Origin of the sequence: Microbacterium rhizosphaerae, assembly GCF_034120055.1 — a bacterium.
In the GTDB taxonomy this organism is placed as follows: domain Bacteria; phylum Actinomycetota; class Actinomycetes; order Actinomycetales; family Microbacteriaceae; genus Microbacterium; species Microbacterium rhizosphaerae.
Genome location: NZ_CP139368.1, coordinates 2,197,624 through 2,222,406, shown reverse-complemented (window position 1 = coordinate 2,222,406; position 24,783 = coordinate 2,197,624). Strand labels below are relative to the sequence as shown.

Here is a 24,783-nt window from a genome sequence, read left to right as displayed (position 1 = left end):
AACGCGTCAGAACGCGGTTCGGATCGTGAACGCGCGCACGATGTTCATGATCCCCAGGACCACGAGCAGCACCCCGAGCACCCACCACAGCGCGAGCGTCGCGGCGATGGGTGCGACCAGCACGACGATCCCGGCGACGACGCTCAGAATGGCGAACGCGATCGACCAGCCGCGTGACGGCGCATCGCCCAGGGTCGACAGCGAGACGATTCCCTCGACGATCCACATGATGCCGATGAGGATGCCGAGCAGCCGCAGCGGCGATCCGTTCGGCGACGTCAGGTTGAACAGGGCTATGGCACCGACGACGAGGCAGAGCAGCGACAGCACGATGTGTCCGAGCCGCGCCCAGCCGCGGGTCTTGCGCGAGAAGATGCCGATCGCAAGGTACACGAGGCCGGCGGCGATGGCGTAACACGCGACGATGGCCGCGACGACGAGGATCGTCTTCCCCGGCCACGACAGGATCAGGATCCCGGCGATGACGGCGATCACGCCGCCGACGCCGAGGGATCTGCGGATGCGGTTCACGGCGACCGGGCCGCTCTCCGGTGCGATGGACATAGGCAGCCTCTCCGGGACTCGGGGGTCGGGAATGCGAGACGGGCGTCCGGGAGTGCTTCCCGGACGCCCGTCTCGCGACGCCTGGATCAGACCTTGCGTGCGAACGTGAACGCGCGAACGAGGTTGATGATCCCGAGGACGATCAGCGCGATGCCGAGGATCCACCAGAGGATCGCCGCTCCCCACACGGGCGAGAAGATCAGGAAGATGCCCGCGATGATGCTGATGATCGCGAAGATGATCGTCCAGACCTTCGAGGCCGCGTCGCCGAGGGTCGTCAGCGAGACGATGCCCTCGACGATCCACATGACGCCGACGAGGATGCCGATGAAGAACGCCAGCCAGAGCGTCGCCTGGTTGAGGTTCGCGAACGCGATGACACCGGCCACGATGAACACGATGCCGAGCACGATGTGCCCGATACGCGGCCACGCCCGCATCCCGCGCGAGAAGATGCCGAGACCGGCATAGACGAGGCCGCCCACGATCGCGTAGATCGCGATCAGGATCGTGACGACCGAAGCGGACTTGGCCGGCCAGACGAGGATGGCGAGGCCGAGGAGGATGGCGAGGATGCCGCCGATGCCGAGCGCGGTGCGCAGGCCGTTGACGGCAGACTTCTCATCCGCGGTGAGATCAGACATGAGGATCCCTTCCCTGAGAGATTGCTGAACACGGAACTGCGCTAACCATAGCGCTATCGTGCGACGCGGGATCTTCGTTGCCGCGCGTGTCGGCGCGCCGCCCCTTTGTGCGAGGGCGTCCGCCGGTTCCGCCGAACCGCGGGCCGCGCTACGGTGAGCGTGCGGCGACGCCGCGAGTCGAGGAGGGTCTGCCATGGCTGTCGTGTCACGAGGGTTCGGCGCCCGCCGCCGGGAGAGCGATCCGCATCTGCCGCCCGGGCAGTACCTCACCGAGGACTTCCCGGTGCTGTCCGCCGGCCCTACGCCGCGCATCGATCGCGCGGCGTGGCGATTCGAGATCCGCGAGGGGTCGGAGCTTCTCGCACAGTGGACGTGGGACGAGTTCGTCGCGCTCGGTGTCGAGGACGTCCACACGGACATCCACTGCGTGACGCGCTGGTCGAAGCTCGGCACCTCTTGGCGGGGCGTCTCCATCGACACGCTGCTCGCGGGGGTGGACAGCACGGCCTCGTACGCGATGGCCCATTCCTACGGCGGGTACACGACCAACGTCCCCCTCGCCGAGATGCGCGACGGCCGCGCGTGGGTCGCCTTCGAGTTCGACGGTGCACCGCTCGATCCCGAGCACGGCGGACCGGCCCGACTGCTCGTGCCGCACCTGTACTTCTGGAAGAGCGCCAAGTGGGTCCACGGGCTGACGCTGATGCAGCAGGACGCGCCGGGCTTCTGGGAGCAGAACGGATACAACATGCACGGCGACCCGTGGACGGAGGAGCGGTACTGGTGATCGCAGGGGACTGGCGCGCTGCCCGCGTGGCGAGTGCATCCGCGGCGACGCCTTCGGCGCGCGTGCTGCGTCTCGAGGTCCCCGGGTGGCCGGGAAGCGTGGCCGGCCAGCACATCGACCTCCGCCTGACGGCTGAGGACGGCTACCAGGCCGTGCGCTCCTATTCGCTCGCGTCGTACGGCGATGCCACCGAGGTCGAGGTCGCGGTCGACGAGGTCCCGGACGGCGAGGTGTCGCCCTATCTCGTCCGCGATGTCCAGCCGGGGGACGAGCTGGAGGTCAAAGGCCCGCTCGGCGGCTACTTCGTCTGGCATCCGGACGACCCCGGGCCGGTGCAGCTCATCGCGGGCGGCTCGGGAGTCGTGCCGTTGGTCGCCATCGCGCGCGCCGCGACGGACGCGGGGGCCGCCGCATCCTTGCGCCTGCTGTACTCCGTGCGCCGGAGCGAAGACGCGATATATCGCGATGAGTTGACGCGGGGCGCCGCGGACGGGGGAGTGCAGGTCACGTGGGCGTACACCCGCGCCGCGCCGGCCGGTTGGGAAGGCAGCGTCGGACGCGTGGATGGCGTGCTCCTGCGTGCATCCGTCTGGCCCGTCGAGCAGAACCCGCTGGTCTACGTCTGCGGTCCGACGGGGTTCGTCGAGCATGTCGCGGATGCGCTCGTCGAGCTGGGTCATTCTCCGGGTCGCATCCGCACCGAGCGATTCGGAGGGGCCTCATGAGCGAGCACGACGAGCAGTCGGTCGTCGACGGGAACGCGGTCGCGGGCCTCCTCTCGGAGGTGTTCACGGGGGACGCGACGATGTTCGTCGGGACGTGCAGGCGATGCGATGCCGTCGCGGTCTTCGCCGAGGCCGTCGTCGAAATGGATGACGACGCCGCCATCGTGCGGTGCCGGAGCTGCACCCACACGCTGTTCACCGTGCTGCGCGACGACAACTCGGTGCGCCTCATCATCGGCGCGCTCGGCGAGGTGCGTCCGAACTGATCCGCCCTCAGCCGGATCGTCGTGCGCAGGATCGGAGAAGTGCGCGTCGGACCTCGCCCCTAGAGTGAACCGCATGGCCACGGACATCGCCGCAGACGCCCATGCGTGGATCAGGGTGGAGGGTGCACGCGAGCACAACCTCAAGAACGTCAGCCTCTCGATCCCCAAGCGCCGCCTGACCGTCTTCACGGGCGTCTCGGGCTCGGGGAAGAGCTCGCTGGTGTTCGCCACGATCGCCGCCGAGTCGCAGCGGCTCATCAACGAGACGTACAGCGCCTTCGTGCAGGGCTTCATGCCCACGCTCGCACGCCCCGATGTCGACGTGCTCGAGGGGATCACCACGGCGATCCTCGTGGATCAGGAGCGGATGGGCGCGAACGCGCGATCCACGGTCGGCACGGTGACGGATGCGAACGCCCTGCTCCGGATCCTCTTCAGCCGTCTCGGCGAGCCGTTCGTCGGGTCGCCGCAGGCGTTCTCCTTCAACATCCCGACGGTGCAGGGCAAGGGCGCGATCACCATCGGCGGCGTCACGACCCGGCGCACGTTCAGCCAGACCGGGGGCATGTGCCCGCGCTGCGAGGGCATGGGAACCGTGTCGGATGTCGACATCCACCAGCTCTTCGACGCGACGAAGTCGCTGAACGAAGGAGCGATCACCATCCCGGGTTACACGGCGGGCGGGTGGTCGGTGCGGCTGTACGCCGAGTCCGGCTTCGTCGACGCGAGCAAGCCGATCGGGGAGTACAGCGAGAAGGAGCTGCACGACTTCCTCTACAGGCAGCCCACGAAGGTCAAGATCAACGGCATCAACCTCACGTACGAGGGATTGGTGCCCCGCATCCAGAAATCGATGCTGTCGAAGGATGTCGAGTCCCTCCAGCCGCATATCAGAGCATTCGTGGAGCGCGCCGTGGCTTTCGCGACATGCCCGGAGTGCGGCGGAACGCGCCTGAACGAGGGCGCGCGTTCGTCGAGGATCCGCGGCATCAGCATCGCGGATGCGTTCGCCATGCAGATCAGCGACCTCGCAGCGTGGGTGGGGGAGCTGGACGAGCCCACGGTGGCGCCGTTGCTGACGTCGCTCCGTCAGCTCCTGGACTCGTTCGTCGACATCGGCCTCGGCTACCTGTCGCTGGACCGCCCGTCCGGGACCCTGTCGGGGGGAGAGGCGCAGCGGACCAAGATGATCCGCCACCTCGGCTCGTCGCTCACCGACATCACGTACGTGTTCGACGAGCCGACCGTCGGGCTGCACCCGCACGACATCCAGCGCATGAACGAGCTGCTGCAGCAGCTGCGCGACAAGGGGAACACCGTGCTGGTCGTCGAGCACAAGCCCGAGGCCATCGAGATCGCGGATCATGTCGTGGACCTCGGCCCCGGCGCGGGCTCCGCCGGCGGCGAGATCTGCTTCGAGGGCACCGTCGAAGGCCTGCGGGCGAGCGGCACCGTGACCGGACGCCACCTCGATGACCGTGCCCAGCTCAAATCCTCGGTGCGAGCCCACAAGGGCGCCATCGAGGTGCGCGGCGCCTCGACGCACAACCTCAAGGATGTCGACGTCGATGTGCCGCTGGGCGTGCTGACGGTCGTCACCGGGGTCGCAGGATCGGGCAAGAGCTCGCTCATCCACGGATCGGTCGCCGGCCGCGACGGCGTCGTGGCCATCGACCAGTCAGCGATCCGCGGTTCGCGGCGCAGCAACCCCGCGACGTACACCGGGATGCTCGAGCCCATCCGCAAGGCGTTCGCCAAGGCGAACGGCGTCAAGCCGGCTCTGTTCAGCGCGAACTCCGAGGGCGCGTGCCCGAACTGCAACGGCGCCGGGTTCATCACGACGGACCTCGGACCGATGGCATCCGTCGAGACCGTCTGCGAGGTGTGCGAGGGCAAAAGGTTCGACGCCTCCGTGCTGGAATACACACTCGGCGGCAAAGACATCAGCGATGTGCTTGCGATGTCGGTCACCGAGGCCGCCGAGCACTTCGCGAGCGGCGAGGCGAAGACGCCGGCAGCGCACACGATCCTGTCGCGTCTCTCGGATGTCGGTCTCGGCTATCTGCAGATCGGTCAACCGCTGACGACCCTGTCCGGCGGCGAGCGCCAGCGGCTCAAGCTCGCGACCCACCTGGGCGAGAAGGGCGGCGTGTACATCCTCGACGAGCCGACCTCCGGCCTGCACCTGGCGGATGTCGATCAGCTGCTCGGACTGCTGGATCGCCTGGTCGACTCCGGCAAGTCGGTCATCGTGATCGAGCACCACCAAGCCGTCATGGCCCACGCGGACTGGATCATCGACATCGGACCCGGCGCCGGGCACGACGGCGGGCGCGTCGTCTTCGAGGGCACGCCCGCCGACCTCATCGCGGACCGGTCCACACTCACGGGACAGTTCCTCGCTGAGTACGTCGGAGCCTGAGGGGCCGCGTACAGCCTCGTCGGGCGGGATCGGCCGTTCGCCGATAATGCACATTATGTCAACTCAACCGGTGGACGACGTCCCCTGCGCGATCCGCCCGTGACCGTGCCCGGACCGCCATACGATGAAGAGGTGCGCACAGCATCATCCACCCCCCTGGCGCGCACGGAGCGGAACAGCCCTGCGCATGACGGCGGCGTGATCGCATGACGACGGCATCGACACGCACGCGCCAGTGGCGCATGTGGATCATCTGGGGCATCGCCGTCGCCGGCTACGTGCTCTCCGTGACCAACCGCACGTCGCTCTCGGCCGTCGGCGTCGATGCCTCCGACCGGTTCCACGCGGATGCGTCGACCCTCGCGATGTTCGCGGTGCTGCAGCTCGGCGTGTACGGCGCGATGCAGATCCCGGTCGGCGTGATGCTGGACCGGTTCGGAGCCCGCCCGATCATCACGATCGGCATGGGCCTGATGGCCATCGGCCAGCTCGTGATGGCCCTCTCCCCCAACGTCGGCGTCGCGATCGCGGCCCGCATGCTGCTGGGCGCCGGTGACGCGGCGGTCTTCCCGAGCGTGCTCCGTGTCATCGCGACGTGGTTCCCCGCGCAGCGTGCTCCGCTCATGGTGCAATCGACCGGGATCGTCGGCCAGGGCGGCCAGATCCTCGCGATCCTGCCCATCGCGGCTCTCCTGCACGCGACGAGCTGGGAGGTCGCCTTCGGCAGTCTCGCCGGTCTCAGCGCCCTCTTCACGGTCCTGGTCTTCGCCGTCATCCGGAACCACCCGCCAGAGGTCGACGCCGACGTCTCCGTCGACACCGACACCGGCGCGATACGTGTGGTCAAGAGCTCGGCCGACCTTCGGCAGAGCATCGGAGAGGCGTGGTCGCATCCGGGAACACGCCTGGCTTTCTGGTCGCACTTCACGACGCCGTTCGCCGGCACGGCCTTCGTGATGCTGTGGGGGTTCCCCTTCCTCATCGCCGGCGAAGGCCGGACCGCGGGCGAGGCATCCCTGATCACGACGATCTTCGTGGTCGTCGGCATGTGCATCGGGCCGATCATGGGTGCGCTGTCCAGTCGCAATCCGACACGCCGCTCCCACCTGCTGGTGCTGCCCGCCGTGGCAGTGCAGATGGTCGCGTGGCTCGTCGTGATCGCCTGGCCGGGCCCGGCGCCGCTGTGGCTGCTGATCGGGCTGGCGGTGGCCCTCGCCATGGGCGGCCCGGCGTCGATGATCGCGTTCGACCACGCGCGCACGCACAATCCGAGTCATCGCCTGAGCACCGCCACGGGCATCACGAACGTGGGCGGGTTCCTCTCCGCGCTCGTCGCGATCTTCCTCATCGGTCTCGCGCTCGACCTGCAGGGGGCGGGCACGCCGGCGACCTACTCGCTCGATGCGTTCCGCATCGCGTTCCTCACCCAGGTGCCGCTGTGGATGATCGGCATCTTCTTCATCGTGCTCGAACGGCGCCGCACGCGTGTGCGGATGGGGCTGCACACGCCGCGGCGCCGTCCGTAGCGGTTCAGAGACTCGCGAGCACCCGCTCCATGTCGTCGATGAAGCCGTTGTAGCCGGCGATCGTCGCGGCGACCTGCTCGTCCGAGAAGTCGGCGCGGTCCTGGCGGATCGTGAGCAGCGTGCCGCCCTCGACCTCCTCGAGGTCGAAGATCACGGGCAGGCCGGCGTACTCGTCGGGGCGGTCGGTGAGCGTCATCGCGAGGTGCGACGGACGGTCGACCTCGACGTACTCGCCCGCCCAGTGGATGACGTTGCCGTCCGGCAGCACCATGTCGGCGCGCATGCCGCCGCCGGGTCGCACATCCATCGACAGTGAATCCGCGGGCACCTCGACGGCGGCCGTTCCGAACCACACCGCGAAGTGCTGGGGCGTCGTGAGCACGTCGAAGACGAGCTCGCGGGGTGCGGCGAGGGTACGGGTGACGGTGAAGTACTCAGTCATTTCGGGGCTCCTTGTTCGTGTCGGGGTCATCGGTGTCGTCGGAATGGAAGGTCAGCTGCTGCAGGACGTCGAGGTAGGCCTCGATGGCGTCGACGTTCTGCTCCCAGAAGCGCGCGTAGTCGGAGATCCAGCCGGATGCAGCGGCCAAGGGCCGCGCGTCGAGCTGGGCAGGGCGATACTGCGCCTCCCGACTGCGGGTCACGAGCCCCGCGTTCTCCAGCACCCGCAGATGCTTCGAGACCGCTGCGAGCGTCATGTCGAACGGCGCAGCGAGCTCGTTGACCGTCGCCTCTCCCCTGCTCAATCGCTCGAGCATCGCGCGGCGCGTGGGATCGGCGAGTGCCGCGAAGGTCTGGCTCAGTGCATCACTCGACATCGCCTCTCCTTTCAACCACTCGGTATAATACCATCTAGTTTACTACTGGTCAACACATCGCAGCGAACGGATGCCGCCGCGAACGCCGGCGACGTGTCGGAGGTCGCCCCTAGCGTGTGCGTATGACGCGCGCGATCTTCTACACCGCCTCGACGCTCAACGGCTTCCTCGCCGACGAGCACGACTCTCTGGAATGGCTGTTCGCGGTTCCGGATGCCGACACCGGCGGCGACTTCGCCGGCTTCCTCGCCGGCATCGGCGCCCTCGTTCAGGGGTCATCGACCTACGAATGGGTCGTCGCCCACGAGGATCTCGTCGCCCATCCCGAGAAATGGCCCGGGTACTACGGCGACCGGCCGACGTTCGTCTTCACGACGAGGGAGCTTCCCGTCGTGCCGGGCGTCGACATCCGGTTCGTCTCCGGGAGAGTCGAGGATCACTGGGCCGTAATCGCGACGGCGAGCGGCGAGCGGGATGTCTGGGTGGTCGGCGGCGGCGATCTCGCCGGCCAGTTCGTGGATGCCGGTCACCTCGATGAGCTCGTCGTCACCTTCGCCCCGGCAACCCTCACGTCAGGAAAGCCGCTGCTCCCCCGCAACCTCGGCGTCGACCGTCTCACCCTGGTGGATGCCGCCCGCAAGGGGCCCTTCGCAGCGCTCCGGTATCGCGTCACCGCCTGAGCGGCTCAGGGCTCGACGACGATCCACTCCCCGAACTTGGCCGCGCGTCCATCGCCCGACGACGTGCCGGTGAGGCGTCGCCGCACCCACGGGCCGACGTGCTCCCGGTAGTACGAGAGTCCCCGAGCAGTACGAGCATCCGTGATCTCCGGCAGCGACCACCAGCTGCTCGGCGGCTGCTCGCCGAGCGCGCTGAGCACGCGTGCCGCCACCCGATGATGGCCGCGCGCGTTCATGTGCAGGCGGTCCTCAGACCAGTACGGCGGCGTCGAGAGCTCCCGGTCGGGCCAGTTCCACGCCGTGATGACATCCGGGCGCTCGGCGAGACGCTGCGCGACGGCGGCTGAGAGCAGGTCGCCACGCCGCTGGATCAGCCGGCTCAGCGGCAGCTGGCCCGAGGGATTCGCGCCGGAGAGGCCGATGAGCTGCACGCCCTCCTCGTCACACCGCCGCAGGACGACCTCGAAGGCGTCGACGACGTGAGAGATCGAGGTCCGCGGGCGGAGCATGTCGTTCCCGCCGCCGTTGAACGACAGATGCGTGGGTTTCAACGCCAGCGCCGGCTCGAGCTGCTGCTCGATGATCGGCCAGACGAGCTTGCCGCGGATCGCGAGGTTCGCGTACTCGACAGGCTCGCCGCTCGATCGCGCCCAGCCCTCGGCCACCAGGTCGGCCCACCCGCGGACGTGACCGTCGGGCAGTTCGTCGCCGACGCCCTCGGTGAATGAGTCGCCGATGGCGACGAAGCGAACGGATGCCACGACTCCAGCCTAGGACCGTCGCCCGAGCGCCCCGTCCGCTCAGTCGGATGCGAGCAGGTCGTGCACCATCGGGGCGACGCGCGTGCCGAACAGCTCGATGCTGCGCAGCATCTTCGCGTGCGACAGCGTGCCCGTCGAGAACTTCATGTCGAAGCGGTCGACGCCGAGGGTGCGGACAGTGTCCGCGATCTTGCGCGCGACGGTCTCGGGCGATCCGACGTACAGAGCACCCTCCGGCCCCACGTCGTGCTGGAAGCGCAGGCGGTTGTACGGCGGCCATCCGCGCTCGCGCCCGATCGTGTTGTTCATCGACTCGAATCCCGGGTAGGCCTCGTCCCAGGCCTGCTGATCGGTCTCGGCGATGTGGCCGGGCGAATGCACGCCGACGGGTAGCCGATCGCGGCCGAAGCCCTCGAGCGACCGGTGATAGAGATCGACGAAGGGCCGGAATCGGTGGGACGGGCCGCCGATGATCGCCAGCATGAGGCCATACCCGTAGCGGGCGGTGCGCACGACGGATTCGGGCGTGCCGCCGACCCCGACCCACGCCTTCAGTCCGCCTTCCGTCTTCGGGTAGACGTCCGCGTTCTCCAGCGGCGCGCGGGTGCGCCCCGTCCACGTGACGGGCTTCTCCTCCATGAGGCGGCTGAACAGGTCCAGCTTCTCGTCGAAGAGCAGCTCGTAGTCGTTCAGATCGAAGCCGAACAGCGGGAACGACTCGATGAACGAGCCGCGTCCGAGGATCACCTCAGCACGCCCGTCGGAGACCGCATCCAGCGTGGCGAATCGCTCGAAGACGCGCACCGGGTCGTCCGATGAGAGGACCGTGACGGCGGTTCCGAGGTGGATGCGCTCCGTGCGTCCGGCTGCCGCCGCCAGCACGATCTCAGGACTCGAGACGGCGAACTCCGGGCGGTGATGCTCCCCCACGCCGAAGAACGACAGCCCGACCTGGTCTGCGAGCACCGCCTGCTCGACGACGTCGCGAATGGTCCGTGCGTGACTGACGAGCTCGCCGTCGTCGTCGCGTGTGATGTCCCCGAACGTATCGAGTCCGAGCTGGACCGTGTGCGCCATGCGGACCGCCTTTCATTCACATGGATGCAACGGGGGCGGAGCCGGGGGCATTCCCCCGCATCCCGGTGCGACGTATCGTGGCGACATGGTCATCTTCGCGGATCGATCGGCCGCGGGCAGGGAGCTCGCACAGGTGCTGGGCGCGAACAGCTACCCGGATGCGGTGGTCTTCGGCATCCCGCGGGGCGGTGTCGTGGTGGCCGCCGAGGTCGCCCGGGCGCTCGGCGCGCCGCTCGCCGCCGTCGTCGTCCGCAAACTCGGAGCCCCGTCGAACACCGAGTTCGCCATCGGCGCCATCGCCTCCGGCATCACGGTCGTGAACCCCGACGCCGTGCGCCACGCCGCTGTCACGGCGGAGCAGCTCGCCTTCATCGAGGACCTCGAACGCGTCGAGCTGAACCGCCGGGTCGCCGTGTTCGCGTCGGACGAGATCGACCTGCGGGGTCGGACGGCGATCGTCGTCGACGACGGCGTGGCGACCGGGGCCACCGCGACGGCCGCGTGCCAGGAGCTGAAGCACCGCGATGCGGGTCGGGTGGTGCTCGCGGTGCCGGTCGCTCCCGCGGATTGGCGTCCGCCCCACGACGCGATCGACGAGTACGTGTGCGCCCATCCGGAGCGCGGATTCTGGGCCGTCGGCCAGTACTACGAGGATTTCACCCAGACGACGGACGCGGAGGTCGTAGAACTCCTGTCCTACAACCCCCGCGCCGGTCAGGAGTGACGAGGCTCAGCTCGTGAGCGCCGTGCGCAGCGTGTCGAGGCCGACACCGCCCATGTCGAGCGCCCGCTTGTGGAACGCCTTGATCGAGAACGAGTCGCCCTCGGCCGCCTTCACCTGGTCGCGTACCTGCTCCCAGATGCGCTGGCCGACCTTGTACGAGGGAGCCTGGCCCGGCCAGCCGAGGTAGCGGTTCACCTCGAAGCGGATGAACTGGTCGGACATGTTGACGTTGCGGCGCATGAACTCGAGCGCGTAGTCCGCATCCCAGGTACCGGTGCCGTCGAGGCGCGGCTTCTCGAGGTGGACCCCGATGTCGAGCACGACGCGGGCGGCCCGCATCCGCTGCCCGTCGAGCATGCCGAGACGGTCGGCCGGGTCTTCGAGGTAGCCCAGCTGCTCCATGAGCCGCTCCGCGTACAGCGCCCAGCCCTCGGCGTGGCCGGACGTGCCGGCGAGCAGGCGCCGCCAGGTGTTCAGCTGAGCGCGGTTGTAGGTGCCCTGCGCGATCTGCAGGTGATGACCGGGGACGCCCTCGTGGTACACCGTCGTCAGCTCGCGCCACGTGTCGAACGTGTCGACTCCCTCGGGAACCGACCACCACATCCGGCCGGGCCGCGAGAAGTCGTCGGTCGGGCCGGTGTAGTAGATGCCGCCCTCATTCGTCGGCGCGATCATGCACTCGAGCTTGCGGATCGGGTCCGGGATGTCGAAGTGGGTCTTGCCGAGCTCCTCGATCGCACGATCGCTGGTGGCCTGCATCCACTCCTGAAGCGCCTCCGTGCCCTTCAGCTGTCGGCTGGCGTCGCCCTCGAGGAACGCGACGGCCTCTTCGACGGAGGCACCCGCCTTGATCTCGTTCGCGATGGCGGTCTGCTCGGCCACCATCCGGTCGAGCTCCTCACGGCCCCAGTCGTAGGTCTCGTCGAGGTCGATGACCGCTCCGAGGAAGCGGCGGGAGTGCAACGCGTAGAGCTCGCGGCCCACGGCGTCCTTCTCCCCTGCTGCGGGGGCGAGCTCGCCTCGGAGGAACTCGGCGAGCTTCTCGTAAGCCACACGGGCAGCACCCGACTGGTCGGCCAGGTCGCGGGCGAGGGATGCGGGCAGCTGCCCCTCTGCCGGTGTCGCCGTGCCGACGAAGGACGCGAAGAAGCCGTCGTCGCTCGTGTAGCGGTCGATCTGGACCGCGACCTCGTTCACCTGACGTCGTGCCGGCACGATGCCCTGATTGATGCCCTCGCGGAGCGTCTCGATGAAGCCGTCGATCGCGCCGGGCACCGCGCCGAGGCGCCGGGCCACCACGGACCAGTCGTCGACGGTGTCGGTCGGCATGAGGTCGAAGGCGCTGCGGATCTCCTGCGCGGGCGACTCGATGACGTTGAGCTTGCGCAGGTGCCACTTCGCCTCGTGGAGGTCGAGTTCGAGGCGCAGCTCTCCGGTGAGGTCGGCCTTCGTGATCGCATCGATCTCGTCGACGGGCTCAGCGCTCTCGAGCGCCGCGAGGGTCGAGCGCACCGTGTCCGCGAAGCGCTCCTCGCCCTCGGGCGAGTAGTCGCCGTAGCGATCGTTGTACTCCGAGCGGCCGATGTACGTCGCGAGCGTCGGCGACAGCTCGGCCAGGGAATCGACCCAGGCGTCGGCGATCGTGTCGATCGGCGTCGGGTTGCGTTCGGGTTCAGTCATGACCACGAGCCTAGGCACTCGGCATCCGGTGCCGCAAAGTGTGGTGCCGGGTCCCCCGGGGAAGGCCGCCGACGCCCGTGCAGCCCGGCGCGGATCAGTGGCCGGCCTCGTTCCAGTCGGCACCGCGGCCGATCTGCACGTCGAGCGGCACCGACAGCTCGGCGGCATCGCCCATCCGGTCCTTCACGATGGCCGCCGCCGCATCCCACTCCCCCGGCGCGACTTCGACGACGAGCTCGTCGTGGATCTGCAGGAGGACCCGCGACGAGAGCGATGCCGCACGGAACTCGTCATGGATGCGGAACAGCGCGATCTTCATGATGTCGGCCGCACTCCCCTGGATCGGGGCGTTCAGCGCGGCACGTTCGGCGTTCTCGCGGAGCACCCGGTTGGGGCTCGTCAGGTCGGGGAACGGGCGGCGTCGGCCGAAGATCGTCTCGGTGTAGCCCTCGATGCGCGCGGTCTCCACCGATGAGCGGAGATAGTCGCGGACCGCGCCGAAGCGCGCGAAATACTCCATCATGAGCTGCTTCGCCTCGGACTGCTCGATGCGCAGCTGCTTCGACAGCCCGAACGCGGAGAGGCCGTAGACGAGCCCGTACGACATCGCCTTGACCTTGGTGCGCATCGCGGGCGTGACCTGGGACGGCTCGACGCCGAACACCCGAGCGCCGACGAAGCGGTGCAGGTCCTCCCCCGAGTTGAACGCCTCGATCAGCCCCGGGTCGCCGGAGAGGTGCGCCATGATGCGCATCTCGATCTGCGAGTAGTCCGCCGTCAGGAGCGTCTCGTATCCTTCGCCGACCTCGAAGGCTGCCCGGATGCGCCCGCTCTCGTCCGTGCGGATCGGGATGTTCTGGAGGTTGGGGTCGGTGCTCGACAGGCGTCCGGTCTGGCTGCCGGTCTGCACATAGGTCGTGTGGATCCGGCCGTCGGCGCCGATCGCCGCATCCAGCGATTCGATGATCTGGCGGAGCTTCGTCGCCTCGCGGTGCTGCGACAGCTGCTCGAGGAACGGATGCGGGTTCGTCTCCTGCAGATCGATGAGCGCGGTCGAGTCCGTGGAGTAGCCGGTCTTCGTCTTGCGCGTCTTCGGCAGCGCGAGCTGGTCGAACAGCACCTCCTGCAGCTGCTTCGGCGAGCCGAGGTTCACCTCACGGCCGATCGTGGCGTACGCCTCGACGGCCACCGCGTCGGCGCGCGCGCCGAGTTCCGCGGAGAACGCACTCAGCTTCTCGTGCGATACGGCGACGCCCGCGAGCTCCATGTCGGCGAGTGTGCGCAGAGTCGGAAGCTCGATCGTCTCGAGCACCCCCGTGACGCGCGCCGGCAGCTCTGCCCGCAGCGCGTCGGCGACCCGGAGCGTGTACCAGGAGAGCTGAGCGGGCGTGGCGCCCTCGGTCTCGGGCACCAGCTGGTTGGGGTCGGCCTCCGGAAGCTTCTCGTGCAGGTAGCGGTCGACGAGATCGCCGAGGGTCTTGTCCGGGAAGCTCGGGCGCATGAGCCAGCCCGCGAGGGACACGTCGTAGGAGATGCCGCCCACCTCGGCCCCCGCGCGCGCCAGCGCCTTCAGCTGCGGTTTCGCGTCCGCGAACACCTTGGGCGCGTCGGATGCCAGCCAGGGGGCGATGGATGCCGCCACCTCCGGCATCCAGCTCGCCTCGGCCGCGGCATCCCGCGTCGCGAATCCGATGCGCGTCGGAAGGCCGCCCGCGATCGTGAGCGTGACGCCGACGTCTCCCTCGGCGGCCCCCAGCCACGCGGCAAGCTCGGCGGCGTCGAGTTCGGCGACGGCGGGCGCCGCCTGCGACGGCTGTGCGACGGCGGCGTCGGCGGACTCCCCCGCAGCCTCGAACACTCTGGGCAGCAGCGTGCGGAACTCGAGCCGCGAGAAGATGTCGCGCACGGCGACGGCGTCGATCGGCTTGACCTCGAGGTCGGCCGGCCCCATCGGAAGCTCGACGTCGCGCACCAGTCGGTTGAGCGCCCGGTTGCGCCGGACGTCCTCGAGGTGCTCGCGGAGGTTGCCGCCCACGACGCCGGTGATCTTGTCGGCGTTGTCGAGCAGTGTCTCGAGCGAGCCGTACTGGGTGAGCCACTTGACAGCGGTCTTCTCGCCGACCTTCGGCACGCCCGGCAGATTGTCGCTCGTCTCGCCGACGAGCGCCGCGATCTCGGGATATTGCGCCGGCTCCACGCCGTACCGCTCGCGCACCGCCGCGGGGTCGTATCGCTTCAGCTGGGACACACCCTGCACGTTCGGGTACAGCAGCGTGACCTCGTCGGTGACGAGCTGGATGGTGTCGCGGTCGCCGGAGCACACGAGCACGTCGAAGCCCTGTGCGACGCCCTGCGTCGCGAGCGTCGCCAGGATGTCATCGGCCTCGACGCCCTCTTTCAGGAGGACCGGGATGCTCATCGCGGCGAGGCAGTCCTGCAGGATGGGGATCTGCCCGCGGAATTCCGCCGGCGTCTCGGAGCGGTTCGCCTTGTACTCCGGGTACTGCTCGGTGCGGAAGGAGACGCGCGACGTGTCGAAGGCGACGGCCATGTGCGTCGGTCGCTCGGCCTTGATGAGGTTCACGAGCATCGAGAGGAATCCGTAGATGCCGTTCGTGTGCTGGCCGTCTTTCGTCGAGAAGTTCTCGACGGGCAGGGCGTAGAACGCCCGGTACGCGAGCGAATGACCGTCGACGACGAGCAGGGTAGGCTTTGCGGAGTCCGTCACCTTGTCAGACTACCGAGGGCTGCGGACACCTCCGGCGCTCGATGCCGGCCCCGGCAGCGAAGGTGCACGATGACCGACAATCCCCCCGACGACGTCAACGGCCTGCTCTGGGCGGCGCAGCGCGGAATGGGCGCACTGGGCGAGAAGATGGGCCTCACCTTCACCGAGTTCTCGGTCGAACGATGCGTCGCGACGATGCCCGTCGAGGGCAACACGCAACCGGTGGGGCTCATGCACGGCGGAGCATACGTCGTGCTCGCGGAGTCCCTCGGCTCCATGGCCGCCAACATGTTCGCCGGGCCCGGCAAGCTCGCCGTCGGAGTCGACCTCAACGCCACGCACACACGCTCGGCGACCTCGGGTCTCGTCACCGGGGTCTGCACGCCCATCCACCTGGGCCGCAGCATGACCGTCCACGAGATCGTCGTGTCCGACGATCAGGGCCGGCGCTGCTCGACGATCCGCATCACGAACTACATCAAGTCCGTCGACTGAGTCCGGGACCCTCGACATCGAAGCCGCGCGCCTTGCGGCGACGCGGCTTCGCTCGAAGGGCGGTCCTCAGCTCTTCTTGGGGGCCAGCTGCTCGATGATCGCCTTCGCGACGTCCTGCATCGTGAGGCGGCGGTCCATGGACGCCTTCTGGATCCAGCGGAAGGCCTCGGGCTCACTGAGCCCCATCTTCTCGTTGAGCAGGCCCTTCGCGCGGTCGACGAGCTTGCGGGTCTCGAAGCGCTCGACCATGTCGGCGACCTCGGCCTCGAGGGTGATGATCTGGTCGTGGCGTGCCAGCGCGATCTCGATCGCCGGCAGCAGGTCGTTCGGCGTGAACGGCTTCACGACGTAGGCGAGGGCACCGGCCTCGCTCGCCCGCTCCACGAGCTCCTTCTGGCTGAACGCGGTCAGCAGCACGACGGGGGCGATGTGGTTCTTGCTGAGCTTCTCGGCGGCGGAGATGCCGTCGAGCTGCGGCATCTTCACATCCATGATCACCAGGTCGGGACGAAGCTCGGTGGCCAGCTGCACGGCGGTCTCGCCGTCGCCGGCCTCGCCGACGACGTCGAACCCGTTGTCGCGCAGGATCTCGACGATGTCGAGGCGGATCAGCGATTCGTCCTCGGCCACGACGACGCGTCGAGGAGCGCTCGTCCCGTTGGTCTCTTGCTCAGTCACCTTTGAATCCTACGGTATGGTTCTTGTCGAACGACGCCGGCCGGTGTGGCGGAATGGCAGACGCGACCGACTCAAACTCGGTTGCCCGTGAGGGCGTGTGGGTTCGACTCCCACCACCGGCACGATCCGGACATGCAGGAGCGGATGCCTCGGGCCGAGGCATCCGCTCCTGCATCCGTCGTTATGCGCCGTAGTACTTGTTTCCGAGCGCCTTGCTCTTGAGTGCGTCGAATTCGCCCTGCGAGATCGCGCCCGACTCCAGCAATGCCTGCGCCTTTGCGATATCACCGGCCGGGTCCGCGGAGGCCGTCGGCGTGTAGTCGTCCGACTCGGCGACACCGTATGAGCGCGCCGCGTACTCGCGCTCGGCGATGCCGTTGCCCCGCGCGATGACATAGATCAGACCGGTCAGGAACGGCACGAAGATCAGCAGGATGATCCACAGCGCCTTCAGCCACCCGTTCAGCTTGTCGTCACGGAACAGATCGCGGATGACGAAGAAGATGACATAGAAGTAGGCGAAGAAATAGAACGCCCAGAGAATCCACCAGAAGAACACGGACACCGCCCTTTCACGATTGTGAGCCCAGCATAGAGGCCCGCACCCCGATAGGGCACGGGCCTCCGCGAGACGTGTCGTAATTCGCTACTGACGATAGATCGGAGCCGCTCCGTGGACGGCGTCGCCGACCTTGTGGACGCGGATGTCGTTCGTCGATCCGATGATCCCGGGAGGGGATCCGGAGATCACGACCACCTTGTCGCCGACCTTCGCGAGGTCGTTCGAGAGCAGGTAGTCGTCGACCTGGATGAACATGCGGTCGGTGTGCTGCACGTGCTCGACGAGTGTCGAGTGGATGCCCCACGTGACCGCCATGCGGCGCCGGATCCCGGGATCGGGAGTGAAGGCGATCATCGGGATCTTCGAGCGCAGGCGCGACATGCGGCGTGCCGAGTCCCCCGACTCCGTGAAGATGCAGAGGTAGCGGGCCTCGACGAAGTCCGCGACCTCGCTCGCGGCGAGCGTGATCGCGCCGCCCTGCGTGCGCGGCTTGGTGGTCAGGGGCAGGATGCGCTCCAGGCCGTGGTCCTCGGTCGACTCGATGATGCGGGCCATCGTCTCGACGACGACGACCGGGTACTCCCCGACGCTCGTCTCGCCGGAGAGCATGACCGCGTCCGCGCCGTCGAGGACGGCGTTGGCGACGTCGCTCGTCTCGGCGCGGGTCGGCACCGGGCTCGTGATCATCGACTCGAGCATCTGCGTCGCCACGATGACGGGCTTGGCATTGCGCCGCGCGAGCTCGACGGCGCGCTTCTGCACGATCGGCACGGCCTCGAGCGGGAGCTCGACGCCGAGGTCGCCGCGCGCGACCATGATGCCGTCGAACGCGTTGACGATCTCCTCGAGGTTGTCGACGGCCTGGGGCTTCTCGATCTTCGCGATGACCGGGACGTGACGCCCCTCCTCCGCCATGATCACGTGCACCCGCTGGACGTCCTTCGCATCGCGCACGAACGAGAGGGCGATGAGGTCGGCGCCGGCGCGCAGGCCCCAGCGCAGGTCCGCCTCGTCCTTCTCGGACAGCGCGGGCACGTTGACCGCGACGCCGGGAAGGTTGATGCCCTTGTTGTTCGACACGGCACCGCCGACGACGACCTTCGTGGTCACGACGAGGTCGTCGGTCTCGATGACCTGGACGCGGACCTTGCCGTCGTCGATGAGGAGGAAGTCGCCCGGCTTGACGTCCTGCGGCAGACCCTTGAAGGTCGTGGAGCAGATGTCCTTCGTGCCGGGGATGTCCTCGATGGTGATCTTGAAGATGTCGCCCGGGGCGAGCTCGTGCGGGCCGTCGGAGAAGCGTCCGAGACGGATCTTCGGACCCTGCAGGTCGACCAGCACGGCGACGGCGCGTCCTGCGTCGTCCGCGGCGCGCCGCACATTGGCGAGGTTGGCGTCATGCAGCGAGTAATCGCCATGACTGAGATTGAGGCGGGCCACGTCGACACCGGCGTCGATGATGGCGCGAACCATCTCGTACGACGATGTGGCGGGCCCCAGGGTTGCGACGATCTTCGCGCGTCTCATTCGGGTTTCAACTCCGGGGATTTGTTGGGCAAACCGCGTACAGCCTACGCGGGCTGCAGACCGATGGCGACGTCGGTCGGGCGAACGGGAGATGGCAGGGACGTATCCCCCATGAGGTACCGATCGACGCCCGCGGCGACGGCGCGGCCTTCGGCGATGGCCCACACGATGAGGGATTGTCCACGGCCCGCGTCGCCGGCGACGAACACGCCGGGAACAGTGGTCTGATAGTCGTCCTCGCGCTCGACGTTCCCTCGGCCGGTGAACCGCGCACCCAGCTGGTCCTCGAGCAGCTCGCGCTCGGGACCGGTGAAGCCCATGGCGATCAGCACCAGGTCAGCGGGGATCTCGCGCTCGGTGCCGCTGCGCGGCACGCGGCGGCCGTCGACGAACTCGGTCTCGGCGACGCGCAGCGCACGCACCTCTCCGACGTCGTTCCCGAGGAACTCGACCGTCGACGCGAGATAGGAGCGCTCGCCGCCCTCCTCGTGCGCGGATTGCACCTCGAACACGTTCGGCATCATCGGCCAGGGCTGGTGGTCGGGGCGGGATGCCGGGGGCTGGCGTCCGATCGCGAGGTTCGTGACACTCAGCGCACCCTGGCGGTGCGCGGTGCCGATGCAGTCGGCGCCGGTGTCGCCGCCGCCGATGACGATGACGTGCTTGCCCTCGGCCGTGATCTGGTTGGGCACCCGCTCGCCGGCGATCACGCGGTTGGACTCGACCAGGTACTCCATGGCGAAGTGGACGCCGTCGAGGTCACGACCGGGCAGCGCGAGCTCGCGCGGCACGGTGGAGCCGGTGGCGATCACGACGGCGTCGTAGCGCGCCCGCAGGTCGCTCCACGAGATGTCGACGCCGACCTCGACGCCCGCGCGGAAGCGCGTGCCCTCGTCCTGCATCTGGCGCAGGCGCGACTCGATGTGGCGCTTCTCCATCTTGAAGTCGGGGATGCCGTAGCGCAGCAGCCCGCCGATGCGGTCGTCGCGTTCGAACACGGCCACGGTGTGGCCGGCGCGGGTCAGCTGCTGCGCGGCCGCGAGGCCGGCAGGACCCGATCCGACGACGGCGACGGTCTTGCCGGTCAGGCGACCGGGAGGCTGAGGCTCCACCCATCCGCGCGAGAACGCCTCGTCGATCGTGGAGACCTCGATCTGCTTGATCGTGACCGCCGGCTGGTTGATGCCGAGGACGCACGCACTCTCGCACGGCGCCGGGCACAGCCGGCCGGTGAACTCCGGGAAGTTGTTCGTCGCGTGCAGCCGTTCGATGGCGGAGCGGCCCTCGCCGCGCCACGTGAGGTCGTTCCACTCGGGGATGAGGTTGCCGAGCGGGCACCCCTGGTGGCAGAACGGGATGCCGCAGTCCATGCAGCGGCCCGCCTGCCGGCGCAGCACGGCGGAGTCGCCGGGTTCGTAGACCTCTTTCCAGTCCATGATGCGCACGCGCACCGGACGGCGAGGCGGCAGCTCGCGCTCCGTCGTCTTCAGAAAGCCCTTGGGGTCAGCCACCGGTCACCTCCAGAATGCGGCTCCAGACCACGTCGCCGTCCGGGTCGAGACCCTGGGCGACGGCATCCTGCCGGGTTTGCAGTACGGCCGCGTAGTCCCGAGGGAGCACGCGCGTGAAGTTCGCCAGCTCGGCGTCGAAATCGGCGAGCATCGCCGCGGCGAGGGCCGAGTCGGTCTCGGCGACATGCTGCTCGAGCAGATCGCGGAGGATCTCCGCATCCGCCGATCCCAGCGGACCGAGCTCGAGCTCGCCTCCCGAAAGCGCCTCCCGGTTGACGCGCGCCCGGTCGAGCTTGTGGATGTAGGCGGTGCCGCCCGACATCCCCGCGCCGAGGTTGCGCCCGGTCTCGCCCAGGATCACCGCGAGACCGCCGGTCATGTACTCGAGAGCATGGTCGCCCGCACCCTCGACGACCGCGGTCGCGCCCGAGTTGCGGACGAGGAACCGCTCGCCGACCACGCCGCGCAGGAACATCGTGCCCTGCGTCGCCCCGTACCCGATGACGTTGCCCGCGATGACGTTGCGGGATGCGTCGAAGGTCGCGGCACGCGGCGGGCGGATGACGATCTGGCCGCCCGAGAGGCCCTTGCCCACGTAGTCGTTGGAGTCGCCCTCCAGCCGCAGGGTGATGCCCGCCGGCAGGAACGCGCCGAAGGACTGCCCGGCCGAGCCCGTGAGGTTGATCTCGATCGACCCGGAGGCCAGTCCGTTCTCGCCGTGCGCCTTCGTCACGTGGTGACCGAGCATCGTGCCGACCGCCCGCTCCGTGTTGCGGATCGGCAGATCGAACGCGACGTGGCCGCCGTGGCCGATGACATCCTGGGCACGCTCGATGAGCGGCACGTCGAAGTGCTCCTCGAGCTCGTGGTTCTGGGCACGGGCACGACGGCGGGGCTCGTCCTCGGCGAAAGCGGGACCGTGCAGGATCGGCGTGAGATCGAGACCGTTCGCCTTCCAGTGCGCGACGGCGCCGTCGACGTCCAGCAGCTCGCTGTGGCCGATCGCCTCGTCGAGGGACCGGAAGCCGAGCTGAGCCAGGAGCTCCCGCACCTCCTCGGCGATGAACTCCATGAAGTTGATGACGAACTCCGGCTTGCCGGAGAACCGCGCCCGCAGGACGGGGTTCTGCGTCGCCACGCCCACGGGGCACGTGTCGAGGTGGCACACGCGCATCATGACGCAGCCCGACACGACGAGCGGCGCGGTGGCGAAGCCGAACTCCTCGGCGCCGAGCAGCGCGCCGATGATGACGTCGCGACCGGTCTTCAGCTGCCCGTCGACCTGCACGGACACGCGGTCGCGCATGCCGTTGAGCATGAGCGTCTGCTGCGTCTCGGCGAGGCCGAGCTCCCACGGGGTGCCCGCGTGCTTCAGGGAGTTCAGCGGGCTCGCGCCCGTTCCGCCGTCGTGGCCGGAGACGAGGATGACGTCCGCCAGAGCCTTCGCCGTGCCGGCCGCGACCGCGCCGATGCCGGACTGGCTGACGAGCTTGACGTGCACCCGTGCCTCGGGGTTCGCGCGCTTCAGATCGAAGATCAGCTGCTTGAGGTCCTCGATCGAGTAGATGTCGTGGTGCGGCGGCGGCGAGATGAGGCCGACGCCGGCCGTGCCCCCGCGGGTGCGGGCGATCCACGGATACACCTTGCCCGGAGGCAGCTGACCGCCCTCGCCGGGCTTCGCGCCCTGGGCGAGCTTGATCTGGATGTCGTCCGCCTGCGTCAGGTACATGCTCGTGACGCCGAACCTGCCCGACGCGACCTGCTTGATCGCGCTGCGCCGCTCGGGGTCGACGAGGCGGTCGACGTCCTCGCCGCCCTCGCCGGTGTTGGACTTGCCGCCGATGCGGTTCATCGCGATCGCCAGGGTCTCGTGGGCCTCGCGCGAGATCGAGCCGTAGCTCATCGCGCCGGTGGAGAACCTCTTGACGATGGAGGAGACCGGCTCCACCTCGTCGATCGGGACGGCGGGGCGCATCCCGGACTTGAGCCGGAACATGCCGCGGAGGGTCTTCAGCTCCGTGGCCTGGTCGTCGACCATCTTCGTGTACTCGCGGAAGATGTCGTACCGACGTGTGCGGGTGGAGTGCTGCAGACGGAACACCGTCTCCGGGTTGAACAGGTGCGGCGACCCGTCGCGGCGCCACTGGTACTCGCCGCCCGTCCACAGGCGCTCGTGCACACGCACCGCGCCGTCCTCGGGGTACGCGAACGCGTGGCGCTGGGCGCCCTCGGCCGCGATGACCTCGATGCCGACACCGCCGAGCTTCGACTCGGTGCCCGTGAAGTACGCGTCGATGAACGAGCGGGACAGCCCGATCGCCTCGAAGACCTGCGCGCCCGCGTACGACGACACGGTCGAGATGCCCATCTTGGACATGATCTTCAGCACGCCCTTGCCGAGGGCGTAGATGAGGTTGCGGACGGCCTTCTCGGGCGTGACGCCGGTGATGTAGCCGGCGCGCACGAGGTACTCGACGGTCTCCATCGCAAGGTACGGGTTCACCGCGGAGGCGCCGTAGCCGATCAGCGTCGCCACGTGGTGCACCTCGCGCACATCGCCCGCCTCGACCACGAGACCGACGCGCATCCGCGTCTCCTTGCGGATGAGGTGGTGGTGCACGGCCGCCAGCATCAGCAGCGACGGGATGGGCGCGAGATCCTTGTTCGAGTCGCGGTCCGACAGCACGATGAACTCCGCGCCGTCCTCGATGGCCTCGTCGACCTCCTGGCACATCTGGGCGAGGCGCTTCTCCATCCCCTTGTGGCCGGCCTCGACGCGGTACAGGCCGCGGATCGTCACCGACGAGCGACCCGGGAGGGCCGTGTCGATGTGCTGGATCTTCGCGAGCTCGTCGTTGTCGATCACCGGGAAATCCAGGATGACGTTGCGCGTGTGCGACGGACCCCATGACAGCAGGTTGCGCTCCGGACCGAGTCCGAGCGCCAGCGACGTGACGACCTCCTCGCGGATCGAGTCCAGCGGCGGGTTGGTCACCTGCGCGAACTGCTGCGTGAAGTAGTCGAACAGCAGGCGCGGGCGCTCGCTGAGCACCGCGACGGGCGTGTCGCTGCCCATCGCGCCGAGCGGCTCGGCGCCGTTCTGGCCCATCGGGGTCAGGAGGATGCGCACTTCCTCCTCGGTGTAGCCGAACGTGCGCTGGCGGCGCGTGATGGATGCGATGGGGTGCACGATGTGCTCGCGCTCGGGGAGGTCGGCAAGCCGAACGCGGCCCTCGTCGAGCCACTGCTGCCACGGCTCGAGGGCGGCGAGGTCCGCCTTGAGCTCCTCGTCCTCCACGATGCGGCGGGCAGCCGTGTCCACGAGGAACATGCGTCCGGGACGCAGCCGGCCGCGGCGCTTGATACGCGCCGGCTCGAAGTCGAGCACGCCCGTCTCGCTGCCGATGACGACGAGGCCGTCGGTCGTCTCGGTCCACCGGCCCGGGCGCAGGCCGTTGCGGTCGAGGGTCGCGCCGACGAGGGTGCCATCGGTGAAGATGAGGGCGGCGGGGCCGTCCCACGGTTCCATCTGCATGGCGTGGAACTCGTAGAAGGCGCGCAGCTCGGGCGAGATCTCGGTCTGCTTCTCATACGCGGCCGGCACCATCATCATCACGGCGTGCGGCAGGCTGCGGCCGCTGAGGGTCAGCAGCTCCAGCACCTCGTCGAACGACGCCGAGTCGCTGGCGGCGTCGGTGCAGATCGGCAGGAGCGGCCGGATGTCGCCCAGCAGCTCGGATTCGAGCTGCGACTGACGGGCGCGCATCCAGTTCCGGTTGCCGTTGACGGTGTTGATCTCGCCGTTGTGGGCGAGCATGCGCAGCGGCTGCGCCAGCGGCCACGACGGGAACGTGTTGGTCGAGTAGCGCGAATGCACGACGGCCAGCTCGGTCGTGAAGCGCTCATCCTGCAGGTCGGGGTAGAACGGCTCGAGCTGGAGCGTCGTCACCATGCCCTTGTAGCCGAGCGTCCGGGACGACAGCGAGACGAAGTACGCGTCGAGCTCGTGCTGGGCACGCTTCCGCAGCCGGTAGATGCGGCGGTCGAGTTCGATCCCCGACAGCGCCGGCGAGTCGCCGACCGCCGGACGGGAGACGAAGATCTGCTCGAAAGAGGGACGGGCCTCGAACGCGAGCTTGCCGAGGTGCTCCTCCTCGACGGGCACGGTGCGCCAGCCGAGGATCGTCAGGGCCTCGCTTTCGGCGATCCGCGCGACGCCCTCCTTGAGCGCGGCGCGCTCATCGTCGTCGCGCGGCAGGAACGCGAGTCCTGCGGCATACTCGCCCACCGGCGGCAGGTCGAAGTCGACGACCGCGCGCAGGAACGCGTCCGGCATCTGGGTCAGGATGCCGGCGCCGTCGCCGGTGCCCGCATCCGATCCGATCGCACCTCGGTGCTCCAGGTTGCGCAGTGCGGTCAGCGCCAGCTCGACGATGTCGTGTCCGGCCTCGCCGCGCAGCGTCGCGACCATCGCGAGGCCGCAGGCGTCCTTCTCGAACGCCGGGTTGTACATGCCCTGCTTGGCCGGGAACGCGCCGGTCGCGGCGCCGTGAGGTGGGCTCGAAGCCATACCTACCGTCCTCAGTTGATACTCAAGATGGGACGACG

At 68.7% G+C, this 24,783-nt stretch carries 21 protein-coding genes and 1 tRNA gene; 9 read left to right on the top strand and 13 right to left on the bottom strand.

What is annotated here, in order from left to right:
• Positions 1 to 6: 6 nt before the first annotated feature.
• Positions 7 to 564, bottom strand: coding sequence for an HdeD family acid-resistance protein (locus SM116_RS09870; RefSeq protein ID WP_320940814.1), 558 nt, complete (start codon positions 562 to 564; stop codon positions 7 to 9).
• Between the two features lie 86 nt (positions 565 to 650).
• On the bottom strand, positions 651 to 1,208 hold the full coding sequence (locus tag SM116_RS09865) for an HdeD family acid-resistance protein (RefSeq protein ID WP_320940813.1): 558 nt from the start codon (positions 1,206 to 1,208) through the stop codon (positions 651 to 653).
• A gap of 193 nt (positions 1,209 to 1,401) precedes the next feature.
• Here SM116_RS09865 and SM116_RS09860 point away from each other — a divergent pair, with 193 nt between their 5' ends.
• The 5 genes from SM116_RS09860 (at position 1,402) to SM116_RS09840 (ending at position 6,934) form a co-directional block, all read left to right on the top strand.
• Positions 1,402 to 1,995 (top strand): sulfite oxidase-like oxidoreductase, encoded by a 594-nt coding sequence (locus SM116_RS09860; RefSeq protein ID WP_320940812.1) that lies wholly within the window; start codon positions 1,402 to 1,404, stop codon positions 1,993 to 1,995.
• A complete protein-coding gene (locus SM116_RS09855) occupies positions 1,992 to 2,720 on the top strand; it encodes an FAD-binding oxidoreductase (protein WP_320940811.1) in 729 nt (242 codons plus the stop codon). Before SM116_RS09860 ends, SM116_RS09855 begins: the two co-directional genes overlap by 4 nt.
• Positions 2,717 to 2,986, top strand: coding sequence for a DUF6510 family protein (locus SM116_RS09850; RefSeq protein ID WP_320940810.1), 270 nt, complete (start codon positions 2,717 to 2,719; stop codon positions 2,984 to 2,986). Before SM116_RS09855 ends, SM116_RS09850 begins: the two co-directional genes overlap by 4 nt.
• Positions 2,987 to 3,059: 73 nt before the next feature.
• Positions 3,060 to 5,408 (top strand): excinuclease ABC subunit UvrA, encoded by a 2,349-nt coding sequence (locus tag SM116_RS09845; protein ID WP_320940809.1) that lies wholly within the window; start codon positions 3,060 to 3,062, stop codon positions 5,406 to 5,408.
• 206 nt (positions 5,409 to 5,614) lie between these two features.
• Positions 5,615 to 6,934 (top strand): MFS transporter, encoded by a 1,320-nt coding sequence (locus SM116_RS09840; RefSeq protein ID WP_320940808.1) that lies wholly within the window; start codon positions 5,615 to 5,617, stop codon positions 6,932 to 6,934.
• A gap of 4 nt (positions 6,935 to 6,938) precedes the next feature.
• Here the strand turns inward: SM116_RS09840 and SM116_RS09835 are convergent, their stop codons facing one another.
• Together SM116_RS09835 and SM116_RS09830 are read right to left on the bottom strand one after the other, a co-directional pair.
• Positions 6,939 to 7,376 carry an SRPBCC family protein gene (locus SM116_RS09835; RefSeq protein WP_320940807.1) on the bottom strand — a complete coding sequence of 146 codons (438 nt, stop codon included), beginning with the start codon at positions 7,374 to 7,376 and terminating at the stop codon, positions 6,939 to 6,941.
• Positions 7,369 to 7,752: an ArsR/SmtB family transcription factor gene (locus tag SM116_RS09830; RefSeq protein WP_320940806.1), complete on the bottom strand. Its 384-nt coding sequence runs from the start codon at positions 7,750 to 7,752 to the stop codon at positions 7,369 to 7,371. Before SM116_RS09830 ends, SM116_RS09835 begins: the two co-directional genes overlap by 8 nt.
• A gap of 122 nt (positions 7,753 to 7,874) precedes the next feature.
• Between SM116_RS09830 and SM116_RS09825 the strand changes: the two genes are divergently transcribed.
• Positions 7,875 to 8,432 (top strand): dihydrofolate reductase family protein, encoded by a 558-nt coding sequence (locus SM116_RS09825; RefSeq protein ID WP_320940805.1) that lies wholly within the window; start codon positions 7,875 to 7,877, stop codon positions 8,430 to 8,432.
• A 5-nt stretch (positions 8,433 to 8,437) separates the two neighbouring features.
• Here SM116_RS09825 and SM116_RS09820 read toward each other — a convergent pair whose 3' ends face one another.
• Entirely contained in the window at positions 8,438 to 9,193 is a 756-nt protein-coding gene (locus SM116_RS09820) for an SGNH/GDSL hydrolase family protein (RefSeq protein WP_320940804.1), read from the bottom strand.
• A 39-nt stretch (positions 9,194 to 9,232) separates the two neighbouring features.
• Entirely contained in the window at positions 9,233 to 10,270 is a 1,038-nt protein-coding gene (locus SM116_RS09815; protein WP_320940803.1) for an LLM class flavin-dependent oxidoreductase, read from the bottom strand.
• Positions 10,271 to 10,355: 85 nt separating this feature from the next.
• Between SM116_RS09815 and SM116_RS09810 the strand changes: the two genes are divergently transcribed.
• Positions 10,356 to 10,994 carry a phosphoribosyltransferase gene (locus SM116_RS09810; RefSeq protein ID WP_320940802.1) on the top strand — a complete coding sequence of 213 codons (639 nt, stop codon included), beginning with the start codon at positions 10,356 to 10,358 and terminating at the stop codon, positions 10,992 to 10,994.
• 6 nt (positions 10,995 to 11,000) lie between these two features.
• Here the strand turns inward: SM116_RS09810 and SM116_RS09805 are convergent, their stop codons facing one another.
• On the bottom strand, positions 11,001 to 12,674 hold the full coding sequence (locus tag SM116_RS09805) for a DUF885 domain-containing protein (protein WP_320940801.1): 1,674 nt from the start codon (positions 12,672 to 12,674) through the stop codon (positions 11,001 to 11,003).
• 94 nt (positions 12,675 to 12,768) lie between these two features.
• Positions 12,769 to 15,402, bottom strand: a complete 2,634-nt coding sequence (polA, locus tag SM116_RS09800; protein ID WP_320940800.1) for a DNA polymerase I — start codon at positions 15,400 to 15,402, stop codon at positions 12,769 to 12,771.
• Positions 15,403 to 15,471: 69 nt separating this feature from the next.
• Between polA and SM116_RS09795 the strand changes: the two genes are divergently transcribed.
• Positions 15,472 to 15,897, top strand: coding sequence for a hotdog fold thioesterase (locus tag SM116_RS09795; RefSeq protein WP_320940799.1), 426 nt, complete (start codon positions 15,472 to 15,474; stop codon positions 15,895 to 15,897).
• 66 nt (positions 15,898 to 15,963) lie between these two features.
• Here SM116_RS09795 and SM116_RS09790 read toward each other — a convergent pair whose 3' ends face one another.
• A complete protein-coding gene (locus SM116_RS09790) occupies positions 15,964 to 16,575 on the bottom strand; it encodes an ANTAR domain-containing response regulator (protein WP_320940798.1) in 612 nt (203 codons plus the stop codon).
• Positions 16,576 to 16,614: 39 nt separating this feature from the next.
• On the opposite strand from SM116_RS09790, the gene SM116_RS09785 reads away from it, so the two are divergent.
• Positions 16,615 to 16,697: transfer RNA gene (locus tag SM116_RS09785), tRNA-Leu, on the top strand.
• 59 nt (positions 16,698 to 16,756) lie between these two features.
• Here the strand turns inward: SM116_RS09785 and SM116_RS09780 are convergent.
• The 4 genes from SM116_RS09780 to gltB all read right to left on the bottom strand — a co-directional run bounded on the left by SM116_RS09780 (position 16,757) and on the right by gltB (position 24,745).
• Positions 16,757 to 17,134: a PLDc N-terminal domain-containing protein gene (locus SM116_RS09780; protein ID WP_425563291.1), complete on the bottom strand. Its 378-nt coding sequence runs from the start codon at positions 17,132 to 17,134 to the stop codon at positions 16,757 to 16,759.
• Positions 17,135 to 17,221: 87 nt separating this feature from the next.
• Positions 17,222 to 18,664 (bottom strand): pyruvate kinase, encoded by a 1,443-nt coding sequence (gene pyk, locus SM116_RS09775; RefSeq protein ID WP_320940796.1) that lies wholly within the window; start codon positions 18,662 to 18,664, stop codon positions 17,222 to 17,224.
• 44 nt (positions 18,665 to 18,708) lie between these two features.
• A complete protein-coding gene (locus tag SM116_RS09770) occupies positions 18,709 to 20,175 on the bottom strand; it encodes a glutamate synthase subunit beta (RefSeq protein WP_320940795.1) in 1,467 nt (488 codons plus the stop codon).
• A complete protein-coding gene (gene gltB / locus SM116_RS09765) occupies positions 20,168 to 24,745 on the bottom strand; it encodes a glutamate synthase large subunit (RefSeq protein ID WP_320940794.1) in 4,578 nt (1,525 codons plus the stop codon). The genes SM116_RS09770 and gltB overlap by 8 nt, the downstream gene beginning before the upstream one ends.
• Positions 24,746 to 24,783 lie beyond the last annotated feature (38 nt).

Bases quoted from the DNA above. Each gene is read 5' to 3' on its own strand.
- SM116_RS09860 (WP_320940812.1), top strand. From the start codon at position 1,402: ATGGCTGTCGTGTCACGAGGGTTCGGCGCCCGCCGCCGGGAGAGCGAT.
- SM116_RS09815 (WP_320940803.1), bottom strand. From the start codon at position 10,270: ATGGCGCACACGGTCCAGCTCGGACTCGATACGTTCGGGGACATCACA.
- SM116_RS09825 (WP_320940805.1), top strand. From the start codon at position 7,875: ATGACGCGCGCGATCTTCTACACCGCCTCGACGCTCAACGGCTTCCTC.
- SM116_RS09840 (WP_320940808.1), top strand. From the start codon at position 5,615: ATGACGACGGCATCGACACGCACGCGCCAGTGGCGCATGTGGATCATC.
- SM116_RS09795 (WP_320940799.1), top strand. From the start codon at position 15,472: ATGACCGACAATCCCCCCGACGACGTCAACGGCCTGCTCTGGGCGGCG.
- SM116_RS09850 (WP_320940810.1), top strand. From the start codon at position 2,717: ATGAGCGAGCACGACGAGCAGTCGGTCGTCGACGGGAACGCGGTCGCG.
- SM116_RS09870 (WP_320940814.1), bottom strand. From the start codon at position 564: ATGTCCATCGCACCGGAGAGCGGCCCGGTCGCCGTGAACCGCATCCGC.
- gltB (WP_320940794.1), bottom strand. From the start codon at position 24,745: ATGGCTTCGAGCCCACCTCACGGCGCCGCGACCGGCGCGTTCCCGGCC.
- pyk (WP_320940796.1), bottom strand. From the start codon at position 18,664: ATGAGACGCGCGAAGATCGTCGCAACCCTGGGGCCCGCCACATCGTCG.
- SM116_RS09805 (WP_320940801.1), bottom strand. From the start codon at position 12,674: ATGACTGAACCCGAACGCAACCCGACGCCGATCGACACGATCGCCGAC.
- SM116_RS09810 (WP_320940802.1), top strand. From the start codon at position 10,356: ATGGTCATCTTCGCGGATCGATCGGCCGCGGGCAGGGAGCTCGCACAG.
- SM116_RS09845 (WP_320940809.1), top strand. From the start codon at position 3,060: ATGGCCACGGACATCGCCGCAGACGCCCATGCGTGGATCAGGGTGGAG.
- SM116_RS09830 (WP_320940806.1), bottom strand. From the start codon at position 7,752: ATGTCGAGTGATGCACTGAGCCAGACCTTCGCGGCACTCGCCGATCCC.
- SM116_RS09835 (WP_320940807.1), bottom strand. From the start codon at position 7,376: ATGACTGAGTACTTCACCGTCACCCGTACCCTCGCCGCACCCCGCGAG.
- SM116_RS09865 (WP_320940813.1), bottom strand. From the start codon at position 1,208: ATGTCTGATCTCACCGCGGATGAGAAGTCTGCCGTCAACGGCCTGCGC.